The following is a 17,254-nucleotide window of genomic DNA, read 5'->3' on the forward strand; positions in this document are numbered from 1 at the left end:
GGTGGGGCCGAAGTGGACTGTGCGCGTCCCGGCGCCTCTCTACCTCAGCGGCGACCATCGGGATGGCACTCGTAACGGCGATCATGGCACCCGATAACCGGATGCTCCCGTTGAAGAGGGGGCGAAGACGGTCGGGTGGTGGGTTTGGTTCCGGCTACCGGCGTGCGGGGGTAGGCGGGCGAGCTCATCTGGACGGACGTGTGTCGGGCGCGGCCGAGTTGGCTGCCGCGGTCTTCCTGGGAGGCCAGAGTGTTGATGTGATCTCCTGGGAGCCGGCGCCCTCGCCTCTGGCCTCTCCACGGCCGTCTGTGGCCGAGGCGCTGCATTGGCGTGGTTGGGCCGGGATCTGGTGCGCGGAGGGGGCGTCGTCGAACCCGTTGGTGGTGAGGACGGTTCCGGGCCGGCGCCCGGGGCGGGTCAGGGCCCGAGCTTCTCGGCGAGGATCTTCAGGTGTGTCTCGCGGGCCTCGGCGTGGCGGCGGCGGCCGGCCTCGGTGAGCTGGACGAAGACGCCGCGGCGGTCGTCCCTGCAGAGGTCGCGTGTGACGTAGCCGTTCTTCTCCAGGCGGGCGACCGTGCGGGACAGTGCGCTCTGGCTGAGCCACATCGCCGCGGCGATCTCCTGCATGCGGCGCTTCTCACAGTCGAGATCGACCAGGCGGTCGAGGGTCTCGTACTCGCTCATGCTCAGGCCGTGGGCCTCCTGGAGGGCGCGGTCCAGAGCGCACGCGACCGTGTTGTAGCAGGTCGCCAGCTCGCGCCACCGGTCGACCAGAGCAGCCTTCGCCTCCATGGCGCGGATCGTACCATGCGCGCGCATCAGATGCATCCACATTAAATTCCGAAGAATTTAGTGCGTGGACATTTGATGCATGTGCATGTACTGTCCTGCGACGTGGCTATCACCGACACCTCACCTGTCATCACCGTCCGTCCGCCGGACGCCGAGCGTGCGCCGGCCGAACAGATCTGGACTCCCCGGCTGTGGGGGATCCTTGCGGTCCTGTGCGCCGTGATGTTCCTCGACGGGCTCGACGTCTCGATGGTGGGCGTCGCGCTGCCGTCCATCGGCACCGAGTTGGGCCTCTCCACCACGTCGCTGCAGTGGATCGTGAACGGGTACGTCCTCGGCTACGGCGGCCTGCTTCTGCTCGGCGGGCGCACCGCCGACCTGCTGGGACGCCGCCGGGTCTTCCTGGCCGCGCTCGCCGTGTTCGCCGCCGCATCACTGGTGGGCGGGCTGGTGGACAACGGCACCCTGTTGATCGTCACCCGTTTCGTCAAGGGGCTGGCGGCCGCCTTCACCGCCCCCACCGCGCTGTCCATCCTGACCACCACGTTCCATGAGGGACCTGCGCGGAACCGCGCACTGTCGGTGTTCTCCGTCTTCGGCGCCAGCGGTTACTCGTCCGGGCTGATCCTCGGCGGTGCGTTGACCAGCTTCGGCTGGCGGTGGACGTTCCTGACGCCCGTCCCGCTCGCGATCATCGCGCTCGCCGCGGGATTCGCACTGATCCCGCGGGACCGGCCCGCGGCCGGCGGCGGGCACGACATCGTCGGCGCCGTGACGCTGACCGGCGGCATGCTGCTCGCCGTCTACACCGTCGTGTCCGCACCCGACCGCGGCTGGCTCGACCCCGTCACCCTCGGGTCCCTCACGCTCGCGATCGCGCTGCTGGCGGGCTTCGTGTTCACCGAGAACAAGGTGCGGCACCCGCTGATCCGGCTGGGCATCCTGCGGATCGGCTCCATCATCCGCGCCAACCTGAGCATCGTCGCGCTGTTCGGGTCGTACCTCAGCTTCCAGTTCATGATGACGCTCTACCTGCAGGACGTCCTGCGCTGGTCGCCGCTGAAGATGGCGATGGCCCTGCTGCCCGCCGGGCTGCTCGTCGCCTTCGGTTCCCCGTTCGTCGGGCGCCTGATCGACCGGTACGGGACGCCGCGTCTGATCATCAGCTCCATGACGTCGCTCAGCCTCGGCTACGGCTGGTTCCTGGCCACCGCCGGGAACGCTCCGCACTACATCTTCACGATCCTGCCGACGATGCTGCTGCTGGGCGGCGGGTTCGCGTTCGGGTTCAGCTCGATCATGGCGCAGGCGACGGACGGGATCGACGACTCCGAGCAGGGGCTCGCCTCCGGCCTCGTCCAGACCTCGGGCCAGGTCGGCGCCGCCCTGGTCCTCGCCGTGGTCACCGCACTCGTCGCGGGCGGGACCGCCGCCGGCGGCGATGGCTTCGCCGAGTTCCACCCGGGCGTCAACCTGGTCAGCGCCGTCGCGGTCGTCGGCCTGGCACTGAACTTGATCCCTCTGCTGCGCCGCTACCGCCCCAAGCACACCTGATCACCCTCCCAACCTGCGGGGGAGCGCCGCCCTGGGCGCTCCCCCGCACTTGCGCGCTCGGCGCCGTACGAGGCTGCCCGACGTGTGTTGGTTGTGCGCTGGGCGTTTGCAGGGCATTAGCGCCTCCTGTGGCTGTTGTGGTCGAGGCGCGGGGTCTCCCTTGGTGCTGTGACGGGGGTGTGAGCATCCTCGGTGGGTGGTGTGTTGCGGTGCGGCCGCTTGCGGCTGCTGTTGTGGCCGGGCGTGGCTGCCTCCGGTGGATGCTGTGGCCGGGCGTGGCGACCCCGCGGGCTGCTTTGCCGGGGATGTGGGCGTCTGGGAGTAGGGTGTTGTGGTGAGAACGGGGGTGGACTTGGCGAATGTTGGGGTTGGCGTGCTTGCGCCCCTCGGCAGGGTGTGCCGGGGGGGCGGTTGTGGTTACTTTCGGCGTTTCCAGAAGGGGGTGCGGGGTGGGGTTTGGCCTGTGAAGTCGGTCAGGACCTGGATGGTGCGGCTCCAGTGGTCGTTGATGGTGGGTTGGTCTGCGGTGGGCTGTAGGCGGCGTAGGTCGTCGCGGAGGGTCACCAGGGTGGTTGCGTCCAAGTACTGGGCCTCCATGCGCTGGATGATCGAGTCGAGCATCGGGATGAGTTCGGCCAGCAGGTAGTGGGCGCGCTGGTCCTCCGGCAGCTCGCGGAGGCGGTCGAGGACGTTGGACAGTTCCTGCTGGAAGCCGGTGAGGGCGGGGACGCTGCCGGACCGGCGGGGGGCCGGGCCTCGGCCGGCCGATCTGCCGAAGGGGCGGCCCGAGGGCGGGGCACCGGGGGCCGGGCCGCTGTACGGCGGTGGGGCCGCACTTGCGGAGGGGGGCATGCCGGCGGGCATGCCGCTGGGGGCCGGCGGGGGTGCGATGGGCGCCGGTGCGGCCGCGAATGCGGCATGTGCGGCTCGTGGGGCGGGTGCGGGCGCCGCCCAGCCTCGGGGGGATTCCACCGGCTGGACGACCTGGTGCGGGGTTCCGCCCTCGGTCACCACCCGGCTGTCCACGGCCACGAATGCCGTGAAGCGGCAGAGGACGCCGAAGCGGAGCGAAGTCTCCACGATGCGTCGTTCCAGGTCGTCGGCGCCGCCCACCGTGTAGCGGTCTTCGAGGTCCCGCAGGTGGGCGCGGGCCCAGATTGAGGTGGTGGCGCGGTCGGTCGATGTGATGCCGGTGGCGCGCTGCTCCCAGGGGGTTCCGTCTGAGGCCGTGCCTCGGATGGAGAGGGTGCCGGACGGGGAGCCGTGGAACCGGCCGGTGATCACCAGGGGCACGCCTGGGAACAGCGCACCGAGGCGGGCCGGGGCCACGGAGTCCGGGACGATCTCCAAGCCGTCCGCCTGCAGGGTGAGGCCGGTCGCGATCGGCGCGGCGATCCGGTGGTGGATGTGCTCCATCGCCTCGTCGAGGCGGTCCTCGGATTCGACGAGTTCGCAGCGTCCCCGGCCGATGGAGGCGAGCCGGTTCAGGAAGCCGGCGTTCACGGCCTGGTCGATGCCGACCGTGTGGACGCGGACGCCGTGGAGCCGTGGTTCCAGGTGGGCGAGGAGCTGGTCTTCGTTGCCGACCTGCCCGTCGGTGATGAGGACGAGCACGCGGTCGCGGGTGGAGTCGGCGAGCAGGCGGCAGCCTTCGTCGAGCGGGGTGAGCATCTCCGTGCCGCCGCGGGCGTCCAGCGTCGCCAGGTGCTCTACGGCGCGGAACCGGTTGCGGTCGGTGCCGTCCGCGAGGGCGGCGCCGAGGTCGCGGGGGCGTTCGATGACGGTGTCGAAGGAGAGGACGGCGAACCGGTCCTCAGCGCGGAGCGTGTCGACGATGCGGGCCGCGGCGCGGCGGGCGGCGACCATCTTCCATCCGTGCATGCTGCCGGAACGGTCGAGGACGAGGACCACGTCGCGCGGGCTCGGCCTGGCGTCGCCGGAGGGCAGCACGGTGAAGTTGAACGTCCCCTCGTCTCCCGCCTCGTCGGGGACGAGGCAGAGGGCCGCGGCCTCGTGCGGGGCGAAGTCGAGGCGCAGGATGAAGTCGCGGTCGAGGCGCTCGCCCGGCTGCAGCCGGATGGTCGTACGGTCGCCGTCGGCCTCCTCGCCGACCACGTGCAGGGCGGACCGGATCGCGGTCAGGGGAAGCCCGGCCGCATCGATGTCGACAGTGACGGCCAGGCGCACCGGGTTGGGGAAGCCGGGCAGGAGGACGGGCGGGCTGATGCGGGACGCGTCCGGTACGGCGTCGGTGTCGTCCGCCACCCCTGGGCCGGTCCGCTCGCCGTCCAGCGGGGCGCCCGGGATGTAGCGGGGGGCCACCACGAGCGGGAAGCGGAACGTCGCGCTGGAGGCCGACTCGTGCGGCAGCGGCTGGTCGAGCGTCAGCCTGATGGTCACCCGTTCGCCCGGCAGGATGTTGCCGACCCGCATGCTGAACACGTCCGGCCGGTCTTCCTCGGCGATCGCGGCCCGCCGGCCCGCGGCGATGGCGGCGTCGTAGTCCTGCCGGGCCTGGGCGCGTTCTTTCAGCGTCCCTTCGATGACGCGGTCCGCGGCTTCCATGCGGAGGGCGGTCACGGCGGCGCGGTCGGGGAGAGGGAAGATGTAGGTGGCCTCGAGCGGCATGTCGAACGGGTTGCGGAAGCCCTGGACGACCTCGATGCCGGCGGCGAGACCGGTGATCGACGCGTGCACGCCGACGGAGTCGAGCGGCAGGTTGCCCTTGTCGGTGCTGAGCGCGCCGAGCCCGCGGTCGGAAGCCGCGGGTTCGGTCTCGGGTAGCGGCAGGATGCGCACGGTCACTGGGACCTCCGGAAATTGGCTTCGGGCGGATGTGCGGGGCTTTCGGCGGGGGTGACGAGACCGCGCCGGCGTAGCTCGGCCAGCAGCGGCCGCGCGGCGGCGTCGATCGCGGCGAGGTCGTCGTCGCTGAGGGCGGGACCGTCCAGGAGGAGGGTGAGACCGGGGGCCAGCCGGACTCCTTGGACGACTGCGGGCAGCGGCGTGCCGTAGTCGGCGGAGACGGTCGCTGCCTCGCGGTACGACACGTCAGGTCGGACGGCCCAGAAGTTGGCCTTTTCGGCGGGCGTTCCGTCCTTCGAGGCCCGTGGAGCCGTCGTGGATTCCGGCGCTTCCCGCCTGTGGGCGCGAGTGGTGGGCCTTCCTTGGTGCGGCGAACCCGTCGGGATCCCGGGCGGGTTCGCGCTTCCGGAGTCGCCGGCTCGGGCGGTCGGCCCTGGACCGCCCGCGGCGGGGGCCGCAGTCTGCGGGTGGTCGTCCGAGGAGGGCGGCGAGCCGGCCGGGAGTGGGGCGTCGCCTGTCGTGGTGGACGGGTCGGCGGGGAGGGCGGCTATCCGGGCGAGGGCCTCGTCGGTGGCGGCGGCGAGTTCGACCTGGATCTCCGCGATGGACCGGCCCTCGGCCTGGCGGCGTTTCACCGCGACCAGCTGGAGGAGGTGGCGGGGCCCGTACAGCGCGATACGGCCGCGGCGGCCGAGCGGCGGGTCGACCAGGCCGATCGTGGTGTACCAGCGGATCAACCGGGTGTTGGGGAGATCGCGCACCCGGCCGCTGACCTGCGCGGCTCCGTCTGCCGCGAGGGCGGCGGCGGCGCGTTCCGCCAGCTCACCGATCGTCCAGGTGTCGTCCATGGCTCGATGATGACACTGTCATCGTGACAGTGTCAAGCAGAATCGAAGATCGATTGCGTTCGGGGCCGCGCGGCGCCTCGGGTGCTCGCTCGGCGTCCGTGCGATCGGCCGATGCGGCTTCTTCGTCGATCATGAAAACGGTCTTGATGCGAATAGGTCGGCCGAATTCGACACTTCACCGTTCGTCATGTCCCGATCGCTCGTTGATAGATCGACCTGGTCACGGCAATCAACTGATACTTGCAGGATGTCGGCCATACCGCCTAAAGCTCTTATTTGCGACACTCCATGAGAGTTGACCGGATAGCGCAAGAACGATGTTCGGTGCCCGAGTTTGATCTTCTGAAATGGCCAGTAAAGAACCCGGGAATCCTTTACCTTTTCTGGTATGAACGACCATCTCCTGGTCGAGGCGCTACGCGAGCGCGATCCCGGCGCCACGGCCGCGGTGTACGACGCCCATGCCCACCGGCTCTACGCGTACTGCTGGTTCCGGTTGCGGTGCCGTGACACGGCGCAGGTCGCCCTGCGCGACACGTTCATCGTGGCTGAGGCGCACATTGGCAAGCTGCGCGATCCCGACCGGTTCAGGCCGTGGCTCTACGCGATCGCCAGGCTGGAGTGCGAACGGCGGATGCCGCCCAGGGCCAAGGTGCCGGACGTGCCGGTCGCCAGCCATGACCAGGAGGACGTCGACCAGCGCATCACGGCATGGCACGCGGTCCTGGCGCTGCGTCCGTTCAGCCGGGACATCCTGGAACTGAGGACCAGGCGCAGGCTTTCGGTCCTCGACCTGGCGGCAGTGTTCGGCCTGTCCCTGCGAGACGCCCAAGAGGCGCTGGACCTCGCGCACGGCGAACTGGAAGAGGCGCTAACGGCGGTGATACTCGCGCAGCAGGGGCCTTATGGCTGCACCGAGCGCGCGATGCTGCTGCGAGAACGCTCCGATGAGCTCACACCCGATCTGAGTAGGCGGCTGATGGAGCACGCAAAGGCGTGTTCCGCATGTGGAGCGTTCCGTCCCAAATCCGTGTCGGCCAAGAAGGTGTACGGGCTGCTGCCGGATCCACGACCGGCGGCGGAAATGCGGCTGCGGGTGATGAGCTGCTTCCAGGACCCGGAGCTGGTCGGCTACAGGCTCTTCGTGGCTACCCGCGTCACCGAGTTCACCTCTGACGGTTTCCCTGTTGCCGCCTCACGGTCGGGACGACGGGTCCGTTCTGCCGGCGGGCGCTCACGGTCCGGGCGCTTCCACAAGGGTCCGGCTGCGACGGACGAGGCCGGCGTCCGCGCGCAGGTCATCCGGGCGGCCATGGTGCTGGCGGTGGTGGCCGTGCTGTCCGGGGGCGGGGTCGGCTCAATGTACGGGCTCCTGGGCCCGGCCCGGAGGTCCCCGGAGACGACGGCGGATCCACGTCCGACGGTGGTCCCGGGTATCTCGCAGGAGCCTCAGACGGGGCGGCGATCCGAGACGTCGCCGGGGCTGGGAACTCTTGAGGCCGCCCCCGTGTCCGCCACATTCCCGCTCGGCGCGCGTGCGTCGTCCGCACCAACGACCGTCCTGTCCGAACCGCCCCTGGTGCCGGTCTCCGGGACGGAGCCGACCGGCGCCACAGGCGTCCTCGCGGTCTCACCCCTCTTCCTCGACTTGGCAGGGGGTTCGGACGGCTCCATAGAGGTGCGCGCAGAAGGCGGACCGCTGACGTGGAAGGCGAAGACGCGGGGACCGATTCGAGTCCAGCCGTCATCGGGGCATCTTCAAGCCGGCCAGACCATGACCGTGCTCGTCCACGTCTCGCGGCGTCCGGACGCGCACGGGGAGGGCGCCATCACCTTCCAGCCAGGGGCGACCCAGGTGCATGTCACGTGGCGGCAGGACGCGCCACCAGCCACCGGACCCTCGCCTCAGCCAACGGACTCCGACCCCACGACTCCTTCTACGCCGCCCAGCACACAGCGGCCGGGCAGCCCGAAGCCGACGCCACCCGAGACGCAGCGGCCGGAGAGCCCTCAGCCGTCCCCATCGGAGCCCGCGACGCCCGTTCCGACACCGTCGTCCAGCAATCTCCCAGAGCCGACGCCGTCTCCGACGGAACGCTCGTCCGAAAGCGCCTCCCCGACCGCGGCCGCGACCCCCACCGCATGACCACGATCTCCACTGCATGACGAGGAAACCTCCGACAGTTGAACCGCGGTAGGAGTGGCGGAACTACTGGCCATTGCCCGAGACAACTACTCTTCGTAGGTGATCGTTTGCGCTAAGCAGTGCATCCCCGGGGGAGGACGTGCTCATGGCATCTGGCGCAGCAGACACCCGCCGCCGTCGTGCGATACCGCCCCCTGCACGGAGCACGACGCTGCGGCTGGTCGCCCTCACCTCCGGCCTTGCGATCGGAATGAGCCTGCTGGCGCCGGTGGCGTCCGCGCGTCCCTCCGCTGACCCCGGCCCCAGTGCCCGGGACGTGGAACGGAGCGAACGCCAAGTAAGGGAGCGGGCGGCAGAGGTCGGCCGGACGAAAGCCAGACTCGCCCAGGCGGACGGTGAACTGCACCGGCTCGCCGCCGCCGCGGAGGCCGCGATAGAGCGGTACAACGGCGAACAGGTGAAACTGGCCCGCTCGCAACAGTCCTACAGGGACGCTCAAGGCCGCCTTGCGGAGGCCGACGAACGCGTGGAACAGACCAGGGCGGAACTGGCGTCGTTCGCTGCCCGCGTCTACCGGGACAACACCGGATACGACCAGATCTCGTCGGCGCTCGTCGGAGACGGCGGTCCGCAGGGATTCATGGACCGCGCCGGCATGGTCGAGATGCTCGCCAAACGGCGAACCGCCATGGTCCGCCGGGTCGAGGCGTCCAAGACCGTCGCGGACGTGTTCCGCCGCCAGGCGGACACCGCCTTGAAGGAACAGCAAGCGGCCACCCGACGTGCGGACGAGGCCAGGCGGGTCGCGCAGGAGGCCGTGGCGAGGCAGCAGGCGTCCGTACAGCGCATCGAAGCTGAAAAGCGGCGCCTGGAGCGTCGGCTCGGTGCCGCGCAGGCCCGCGCCGCACGAGTCAAGCGCGCGCGGGAAAAGGCCCGCGAGAAGGCAGAGGCACGGAAGGCCCGCTCGCTCCTCACCGCCTCCAGCCCTTCGGTCGCGGGGCTGACCTCGTCCACGCGCGGCGCCATTGCGGCCAGGGCGGCGCTCAAATGGCTCGGCACACCGTACTCATGGGGCGGAGGCAATGCGTTCGGGCCCAGCTACGGGGTTGAGCAGGGCGCGGGCACGGTCGGGTTCGACTGCTCGGGCCTCGCCATGTACGCGTGGAACAAGGCCGGTGTACGGCTCGACCACTGGACCGGCACTCAATGGACGTCCGGCCCCCATGTCCCGATCAGCGCGCTGCGTCCGGGAGACCTCGTCTTCTTCGCCACGGATCCGTCGGACCCGGGCACCATCCACCACGTCGGCATCTACATAGGCGACGGCCGGATGGTGGAGGCTCCCTACACGGGCGCCAGGGTCCGCATATCGAGCATCTACCGGAGCGACCTGATCGGCGCTACACGCCCGTCCGGATGAGCATGGCCTCCGTACAGCGGCAGGGACGGCGAAACCCCTCCCGCACGGCGTTCCGCACGGAAGGGGTCCCTCGCGAGTCGCGTCGCGGAGCGGCGGGGAGCGGATCAGCGCCGTCCGTGATTCCCGGCCCGTCCCGTCGCCCCCGGCAGGGCCCCGGCATGGCCCGGCCGGTCAGCGGGCGGCCGGGCGGCGCTCAGTGGCCGCCCTGATCCGCGGCGCGCTTGAGGGAACGCTCGATCTCCAGTTCGGCTTCGACACGCCCCACCCAGCTGGCGCCGTCGACGGACTTGCCGGGTTCCAGGTCCTTGTAGACCTCGAAGAAGTGCTGTATCTCCAGCCGGTCGAACTCCGCCACGTGGTGGATGTCGCGGAGGTGCTCCATACGGGGGTCGGTGGCGGGCACGCACAGGACCTTGTCGTCACCACCGGCCTCGTCGGTCATCCGGAACATGCCCACCGCGCGGCAGCGGATCAGGCACCCGGGGAACGTCGGCTCCTGGAGCAGGACGAGCGCGTCCAGCGGGTCGCCGTCCTCCCCTAGGGTGTCCTCGATGAACCCGTAGTCGGCCGGGTACTGCGTCGAGGTGAACAGCATGCGGTCGAGCCGGATGCGCCCCGTCTCGTGGTCCACCTCGTACTTGTTCCGCTGGCCCTTCGGGATCTCAATGGTGACGTCGAAATCCAAGATGTCCTCCGCTCCCTGCGCGCTCGCAGTGAATAGTGTCTCGGGAGCCCGTGGGTGAGGCCGGCCCCACAGGGCTGGGTGTTCCCTCGTATAAGGATGTCGCACGTTGGTGAGTGCTGAGTGGGAGAGGGGCGGTCACGTGCCTGGACGGGGCCGAGCCCTCGTGATCCTGTCGCTGTCCCTCCTTAACGTTTTCACCGTCACCGCCGGGCTGGCAGTGGCGAAACTCACACCCGACCGGCATCTGTCCCCGCAGCCGCCGAGCGTGGCGGCGCGCGACCTCGTGCGCGTCCCGGCGTCGTCGGTCGTGGTCCCCGCCGCCGATCCCGGTTCGGGCCGCCCGCCGAACCCGTCCGTCCTGGCTGGACGGCTGTCGGCGCTGATCGGCGGCCCGCAGGCGAAGATCAATGCGGTGGTGGTCGACGCGGAGACGCGGCGGCCCCTGTACGAGCTGCGGGCCGACCGGCCCGCCACCCCCGCGTCGACGACGAAACTGGCGACGTCGGTGGCGGCGCTGGCGTCGGTCGGACCGGCGCACCGGATCACCACGCAGGTCGTGCGCGGCACCGGCGGCGGGATCGTACTGGTCGGAGGCGGGGATCCTACCTTGACGGCTCTTCCACCGCGTCTGGGGGCCTCGCATCCGCCCTATGCGTCGCTCCGGGAACTGGCCCGTCAGACGGCTTCCGCTCTCAAGGCGTCCGGTGTGGGCCAAGTACGGGTCGACTACGACGTGTCCGCATATCAGGGGTCCCGTACGGCCGCTGGGTGGAAGCCCAATTACCTACCGGACGGCGAGGTCGCCCCGGTGACCGCGCTGACTGTGGACGAGGGGCGTGTCTCCCCCCTGGACCCGTCCAAGAAGACACGGGTTTCGGATCCACCTGCCTCCGCGGCGAAGGAGTTCGCGCGTCTGCTGACCAGAGAAGGGGTTCAGGCCAAGGCCGGGCGCAGGACGGTCGCTCCGCAGGGTGCGGCACAGCTCGGGGCCGTCCAATCACCGCCGATGTCCGCTCTGGTGGAGCATCTGCTGACCGAGAGCGACAACGATGTCGCTGAAGCAGTGGCTCGCCAGGTCGCCATCAAGATGGGGCGTCCGCCGACGTTCGCGGGTGCCGCGCAGGCCGTCCGGCAGGTTCTGGCCAGGCTCGGTGCGGCGGAGGGCGTGTCGGTCAACGACGGCAGCGGATTGTCGCCACGGAACCGGATCTCACCGATCGCCCTCGCACGGATCGTCTCGCTGGCCGCCGGCGAGAAGCACCCCGAGCTCCGCTCGGTCATCACGGGGCTGCCCGTCGCAGGGTTCTCGGGCACTCTGAGCCCGCCGCGCTACACGAGTGCGTCCAGCAGGGCGGGCGCGGGGATGGTGCGGGCCAAGACCGGCACTCTGGCGGGTGTCAGCACGCTGGCCGGGCTCGCCTACGACGCCGACGGCCGACTGCTCGCGTTCGCCTTCATGGCGGGGGACGGGAAGGGGCCGGTCGATCCGGGCAAGCTTGACCGACTGGCAGCAGCGGTGGCCGCCTGCGGCTGCGGCTGACCCCGGCGTACTACCGGACATGTCGCGCTCTGCAGGAGATAACGCGTGTGGCCGGGATCGTACGGGAGATAACCAGAACGGTTGTTCGTTGAACGACCTAGCAGGGGCGCCTCGGCGCCGTCTCCGAAACGTACGGTGGAGTACATGAGCGCCTCAATGATCGACTGGAACGTGGCCGTTCAGGCCGGAACCCGGCTCGTCAGGCCGGGGCCGCAGGTCAGCTATGACGAGGCCCGTGAGGTCGTGACGGAGCTGCGCGAGCTGTCGAAGGCCGCCCACGGCCATGTGCGGGACTTCACCGGCATGGCCTCCGAACTCGACCCCGACCCCGCGACGATCGTGGACCGCCCCGGGTGGATCCGCGCGAACGTGGACGGTTTCCGGGTTGTGCTCGAGCCGCTCATCGAGCAGATGACCGAGCGGCGCGGCCCGGGCCCGCTCGGCGGTGCGGGGAGCGTGGTCGTGCAGGCCGTGGGTTCCCGCGTGACCGGTATGCAGGTGGGCGCGATCCTCGCCTACATGGCCAGCCGTGTCCTCGGGCAGTACGAGCTGTTCCTGCCCCCGGACCCGACAGGGCGTGCCGCGACCGGGCGGTTGACGTTGGTCGCCCCCAACATCGTGCACGTCGAGCAGGAGCTGGGTGTGGAGTCGCGCGACTTCCGCCTCTGGGTGTGCCTCCACGAGGAGACGCACCGCGCCCAGTTCACCGGCGTTCCCTGGCTGCGGGAGTACGTCCAGGACCAGATGACCAAGTTCCTGCTCGCCTCGGACCTCGACCCGGGCGCGATGCTCGACCGCATCCGGGACGCGGCCGAGGCCGTGGCGGACGCGGTGCGCGGCGGTGACGCCAACCTCATCGACGCGATCCAGAGCCCCGAGCAGCGCGAGATCCTCGACCGGCTCACCGCGGTGATGACCCTGGTGGAGGGCCACGGCGACTACGTGATGGACGCGGTCGGGCCGGAGGTCGTGCCGTCCGTCCAGCAGATCCGGTCGCGTTTCCAGGGGCGGCGCGAGGGCGGCACCAGGCTGGACAAGACGATCCGGCGCCTGCTCGGCATCGACCTGAAGATGAAGCAGTACGCGGAAGGGTCGCGTTTCGTCAGGCGGGTCGTCGCCGATGTGGGCATGAGCGGCTTCAACCAGGTCTGGGAGGCGCCGGAGACGCTCCCCACGCACGACGAGATCAAGGAACCCGCCCTGTGGATCGCCCGTGTCGTCGGGCCCAAGGCCATCGATACACCGCCGCAGGCCAACGAAGCCTGAGCCTCACGAGAGTCCTCGTCGACCGTTGCCCTGGGCATGCCCCAGGGTTCGAGGCTGAGTGCCGCTTGAGCTCGGGAGCCCTCAGTTCTTGAGCGTCGATGACGCTTGTGCCAGCGAGCCACCAGGGCTGTCTGGTGGTAGACGTTTCACCATGGGGCCTGATCCGGCGGTGGCGGCGGTACGTCTCGCGGTGCGGCGGGTGCTCGACCGCCTGCCGCAGGACAAGACGGTTCTGGCTGCATGCAGCGGAGGCGCCGACTCCCTTGCGCTCGCCGGCGCGCTCGCCTTCGAAGCGCCCAGGGCCGGACGTTCCGCAGGCGGCGTGACCATCGACCACGGCCTTCAGGACGGCTCGGACGAGCGCGCCGACGCCGTAGTCCGCACCATGGCCGACCTCGGGCTCGACCCGGCGGGATCCATCGCGGTCACGGTCGACGGGCCGGGAGGCCCGGAGAACGCCGCTCGCGACGCCCGCTACAAGGCACTCGACGAGGCGGCTCAGCGGCTGGGGGCCGCGGCCGTGCTCCTCGGCCACACCCAGGACGACCAGGCAGAGACCGTCCTTCTGGGGCTGGCGCGCGGTTCTGGTGCCCGTTCCCTGTCCGGCATGCCCTCCGAGTTCACTCGGCAGGGCGTCCTCTATATCCGGCCCTTGCTGGACCTGGACCGCGCCACCACACGACGGGCCTGCAAGGCGATGGGCCTCGAACCATGGAACGACCCGCACAACGTCGACCCCTCCTACGCGCGCGTGCGCGTGCGCCACCAGGCCCTACCTGCCCTGGAGAAGGCTCTAGGGCCCGGAGTGGCCGAGGCGCTGGCTCGGACGGCCAGGATGCTCCGGGACGACGCGGACGCCCTGGACGACCTGGCAGCCCGCTCCTACGCCGAGCTGGAGGAACCCGGCGAAGACGGGTACCGGGTGGGGCTCCGCGTGGCGGGGCTCGAAGAGCTGCCCAGAGCGGTCCGCACCAGGGTGTTGCGGATGGCGGCGGTGAAGGCCGGCAGCCCACCGGGTACGCTCGCGGCGGTTCATGTCGATGCGGTGGACCGGCTGGTCACGGCCTGGCACGGGCAGCGGCACGTGGATCTGCCCGGGGGGCTCCGCGCCGTCCGGCGGTATGGGAAGCTGCTGTTCGGCCCGGCATGACCTCGCGTCGTGTGCGAACCGCCGCACGGCGCGTCCGCGGCGCGCACCGCGTACACGGCGCGTGCGGCGGTGTCCGTCCTGTGTCCGTCCCACCGGACGGGCGAGGCTGAGCGATGAGGGTGTTTTTGTGGACGAGAAGGACCTGGGCGCCGACCTGGCGAAAGTGCTGATCCCCGAGAGCGACCTGCAGGCCAAGGTGCGGGAGCTCGCCGAGCAGATCGACGCCGACTACGCGGGCAGGGACCTGCTGCTCGTCGGGGTCCTCAAGGGCGCCGTCATGATCATGGCGGACCTGGCGCGGGCGCTGCACTCGCCCGCCTCGATGGACTGGATGGCGGTGTCGTCCTACGGCTCGGGCACGAAGTCGTCCGGCGTCGTGCGCATCCTCAAGGACCTCGATACCGACATCCTCGACCGGCACGTCCTGATCGTGGAGGACATCGTCGACTCCGGCCTCACCCTGTCGTGGCTTGTGAGCAACCTTCGTTCGCGCGGCCCCGCCTCCCTTGAGATCTGCGCGCTGCTGCGCAAGCCGGAGGCGGTCAAGACCGACATCGAGGTGAAGTACATCGGTTTCGACATCCCCAACGAGTTCGTCATCGGGTATGGGCTCGACTATGCGGAGAAGTACCGGAACCTTCCGTTCGTCGGGACGCTGGCGCCGCACGTCTACGGCGGCGACGGGGCCTGATCCGCCCCTGGGAGGCAGGGCCGGTCAGAGCCTCGCAAGCCGTCCCAGGGAACAAGGAACCGTGACGAATCGTTGCAAGGATCGTTGACGGGTATATGGAAGGGATGCGGGAGAACGGCTCGGCTGCGTCTCCTGCGCCTGCGGTGTACCGTCGGTGTCCCGGACCCGGTTCGGGGAGCGATATGAGGGAAGCCGCCAGGATGGGTCCGAAGCCCTGGGCGTCGGGCCTTTCGTTGGACGCATTGTTGGTCGCAGTGGCGTTCGTCCCCCGGGACGGGCGGGGATCGCACACAGACGTTGGTCAGGAGGGACGGGCCCCGTAGGGGTAACCGGATAAATGGACGTGAAGCGCTACTTTCGCGGGCCGCTGCTGTGGATCCTGCTGTTCGGCATCTTGGTCGCCCTCGTCATGTGGGGCGTCAACCCCGGCCGTTCGTTCGAGAAGGTGGACACCTCCAAGGTGGTCCAGGAGATCAACGCCGGCCAGGTGAAGTCGGCCAAGATCGTTGACAAGGACCAGCGGATCGAGGTCACCCTCCACAACGACAAGCGCCAGCAGGCGTCCTGGGTCGACGGCCAGGGGCTCCAGCTGCAGCAGGAGCTCCAGAAGCAGGCCGACGCGGGCAAGCTCCCCGGCGGCTACAACGTTGATGTCCCCAAGCAGAGCTTCTTCCTGAACCTGCTGTTCAGCCTGCTGCCCATCGTGGTCATCGTGCTGATCTTCCTGTTCATCATGAACCAGATGCAGGGCGGCGGCTCGCGGGTGATGAACTTCGGCAAGTCCAAGGCCAAGCTCATCACCAAGGACACCCCGAAGACCACCTTCGCCGACGTGGCCGGGGCCGACGAGGCCCTGGAGGAGCTGGAAGAGATCAAGGACTTCCTGCAGAACCCGGCGAAGTTCCAGTCGATCGGCGCCAAGATCCCCAAGGGCGTCCTGCTGTACGGCCCTCCGGGCACCGGTAAGACGCTGCTGGCGCGCGCCGTGGCCGGCGAGGCCGGCGTGCCGTTCTACTCGATCTCCGGCTCGGACTTCGTGGAGATGTTCGTCGGCGTCGGCGCGTCCCGCGTCCGCGACCTGTTCGAGCAGGCCAAGACCAACGCCCCGTCGATCATCTTCATCGACGAGATCGACGCCGTCGGGCGGCACCGCGGCGCGGGCCTCGGCGGCGGCCACGACGAGCGGGAGCAGACCCTCAACCAGCTGCTGGTCGAGATGGACGGCTTCGACGTCAAGGGCGGCGTGATCCTGATCGCCGCGACGAACCGCCCCGACATCCTCGACCCGGCGCTCCTGCGCCCCGGGCGGTTCGACCGCCAGGTCACCGTGGACCGCCCCGACCTGGAGGGCCGCAAGGGCATCCTGCGGGTGCACGCCCGCGGCAAGCCGTTCGCGCAGGACGTCGACCTCGACGTCATCGCGCGGCGCACCCCGGGCTTCACCGGCGCCGACCTGGCCAACGTCATCAACGAGGCGGCGCTCCTCACGGCCCGCTTCGACCGCAAGCTGATCGACATGGACACCCTTGAGGAGTCCATCGACCGCGTCATGGCCGGGCCGGAGCGCAAGACCCGCGTGATGTCGGAGAAGGAAAAGAAGATCATCGCCTACCACGAGGGCGGGCACGCTCTGGTGGCGCACGCGCTGCCGAACTCCGACCCCGTGCACAAGGTGACGATCCTTCCGCGCGGGCGGGCCCTGGGTTACACCATGACCCTCCCGATGGAGGACAAGTTCCTCACCACGCGCTCCGAGATGACCGACCAGCTCGCCATGCTCCTGGGCGGGCGGACGGCCGAGGAGCTGGTGTTCCACGAGCCGACCACGGGCGCGGCCAACGACATCGAGAAGGCCAGCTCCATCGCCCGCAACATGGTGACCGAGTACGGCATGAGCGAGCGCCTGGGCGCGCGCAAGTTCGGCTCCGGCCAGGGCGAGGTCTTCCTCGGCCGCGACATGGGGCACGAGCGCGACTACTCCGAGGACATCGCGTCCGCGATCGACGACGAGGTCCGCCGGTACATCGAGGCCGCCCACGACACCGCCTGGGAGATCCTCGTCGAGTACCGGGACGTCCTGGACGAGCTCGTCGTCAACCTGATGGAGAAGGAGACCCTGTCGAAGGACGAGGTGCTGGAGATCTTCGCGCCGATCCAGAAGCGGCCGCACCAGAACTCCTACACCGGCTACGGCAAGCGCCTCCCGTCCGACCGCCCGCCGGTGCTGACGCCCAAGGAGCTGGCCCTGCTCGGCCCGCAGGACGTCACCGACCTGACCAAGAGCAACGGCCAGGGCGGCGTGACCTCCGACACGGTGGACCCGTCCCAGGGCGAAAGCTGACCGTCTTGGCGATTCC

At 69.9% G+C, this 17,254-nt stretch carries 12 protein-coding genes; 8 read left to right on the forward strand and 4 right to left on the reverse strand.

Annotated features, from left to right (window positions below; translation table 11 throughout):
- Positions 1–417: 417 nt before the first annotated feature.
- The gene (locus ABTW95_RS17520; RefSeq protein ID WP_396452345.1) at positions 418–792 is read right to left on the reverse strand and encodes a MarR family winged helix-turn-helix transcriptional regulator; all 375 of its coding nucleotides are present in this window, start codon (positions 790–792) and stop codon (positions 418–420) included.
- A gap of 102 nt (positions 793–894) precedes the next feature.
- Here ABTW95_RS17520 and ABTW95_RS17525 point away from each other — a divergent pair, with 102 nt between their 5' ends.
- Positions 895–2,346 carry an MFS transporter gene (locus ABTW95_RS17525; protein ID WP_396452347.1) on the forward strand — a complete coding sequence of 484 codons (1,452 nt, stop codon included), beginning with the start codon at positions 895–897 and terminating at the stop codon, positions 2,344–2,346.
- A gap of 417 nt (positions 2,347–2,763) precedes the next feature.
- Here the strand turns inward: ABTW95_RS17525 and ABTW95_RS17530 are convergent, their stop codons facing one another.
- Together ABTW95_RS17530 and ABTW95_RS17535 are read right to left on the reverse strand one after the other, a co-directional pair.
- On the reverse strand, positions 2,764–5,151 hold the full coding sequence (locus ABTW95_RS17530) for a VIT domain-containing protein (protein ID WP_500226805.1): 2,388 nt from the start codon (positions 5,149–5,151) through the stop codon (positions 2,764–2,766).
- Positions 5,148–5,999: a helix-turn-helix domain-containing protein gene (locus tag ABTW95_RS17535; protein ID WP_396452351.1), complete on the reverse strand. Its 852-nt coding sequence runs from the start codon at positions 5,997–5,999 to the stop codon at positions 5,148–5,150. Before ABTW95_RS17535 ends, ABTW95_RS17530 begins: the two co-directional genes overlap by 4 nt.
- A gap of 388 nt (positions 6,000–6,387) precedes the next feature.
- On the opposite strand from ABTW95_RS17535, the gene ABTW95_RS17540 reads away from it, so the two are divergent.
- Together ABTW95_RS17540 and ABTW95_RS17545 are read left to right on the forward strand one after the other, a co-directional pair.
- A complete protein-coding gene (locus ABTW95_RS17540) occupies positions 6,388–8,145 on the forward strand; it encodes an RNA polymerase sigma factor (protein ID WP_500226806.1) in 1,758 nt (585 codons plus the stop codon).
- Between the two features lie 145 nt (positions 8,146–8,290).
- Positions 8,291–9,565: a C40 family peptidase gene (locus ABTW95_RS17545; protein WP_500226807.1), complete on the forward strand. Its 1,275-nt coding sequence runs from the start codon at positions 8,291–8,293 to the stop codon at positions 9,563–9,565.
- 193 nt (positions 9,566–9,758) lie between these two features.
- On the opposite strand, the gene ABTW95_RS17550 is transcribed toward ABTW95_RS17545, so the two are convergent.
- Positions 9,759–10,250, reverse strand: a complete 492-nt coding sequence (locus ABTW95_RS17550) for an inorganic diphosphatase (protein WP_396452356.1) — start codon at positions 10,248–10,250, stop codon at positions 9,759–9,761.
- Between the two features lie 163 nt (positions 10,251–10,413).
- Here ABTW95_RS17550 and dacB point away from each other — a divergent pair, with 163 nt between their 5' ends.
- From dacB to ftsH, 5 genes are all read left to right on the forward strand, one after another.
- The gene (dacB, locus tag ABTW95_RS17555; protein ID WP_500226808.1) at positions 10,414–11,790 is read left to right on the forward strand and encodes a D-alanyl-D-alanine carboxypeptidase/D-alanyl-D-alanine endopeptidase; all 1,377 of its coding nucleotides are present in this window, start codon (positions 10,414–10,416) and stop codon (positions 11,788–11,790) included.
- A gap of 156 nt (positions 11,791–11,946) precedes the next feature.
- On the forward strand, positions 11,947–13,056 hold the full coding sequence (locus ABTW95_RS17560) for a zinc-dependent metalloprotease (protein ID WP_396452360.1): 1,110 nt from the start codon (positions 11,947–11,949) through the stop codon (positions 13,054–13,056).
- Between the two features lie 151 nt (positions 13,057–13,207).
- Complete coding sequence (gene tilS / locus ABTW95_RS17565; protein WP_500226809.1) at positions 13,208–14,206, forward strand: tRNA lysidine(34) synthetase TilS; 999 nt, start codon at positions 13,208–13,210, stop codon at positions 14,204–14,206.
- 127 nt (positions 14,207–14,333) lie between these two features.
- On the forward strand, positions 14,334–14,897 hold the full coding sequence (hpt, locus tag ABTW95_RS17570) for a hypoxanthine phosphoribosyltransferase (protein WP_396452619.1): 564 nt from the start codon (positions 14,334–14,336) through the stop codon (positions 14,895–14,897).
- A gap of 337 nt (positions 14,898–15,234) precedes the next feature.
- Positions 15,235–17,238: an ATP-dependent zinc metalloprotease FtsH gene (gene ftsH, locus ABTW95_RS17575; RefSeq protein WP_396452621.1), complete on the forward strand. Its 2,004-nt coding sequence runs from the start codon at positions 15,235–15,237 to the stop codon at positions 17,236–17,238.
- The last annotated feature ends 16 nt before the right edge of the window (positions 17,239–17,254 follow it).

Origin of the sequence: Spirillospora sp. NPDC127506, assembly GCF_040302145.1 — a bacterium.
Classification (GTDB): Bacteria; Actinomycetota; Actinomycetes; order Streptosporangiales; family Streptosporangiaceae; genus Spirillospora.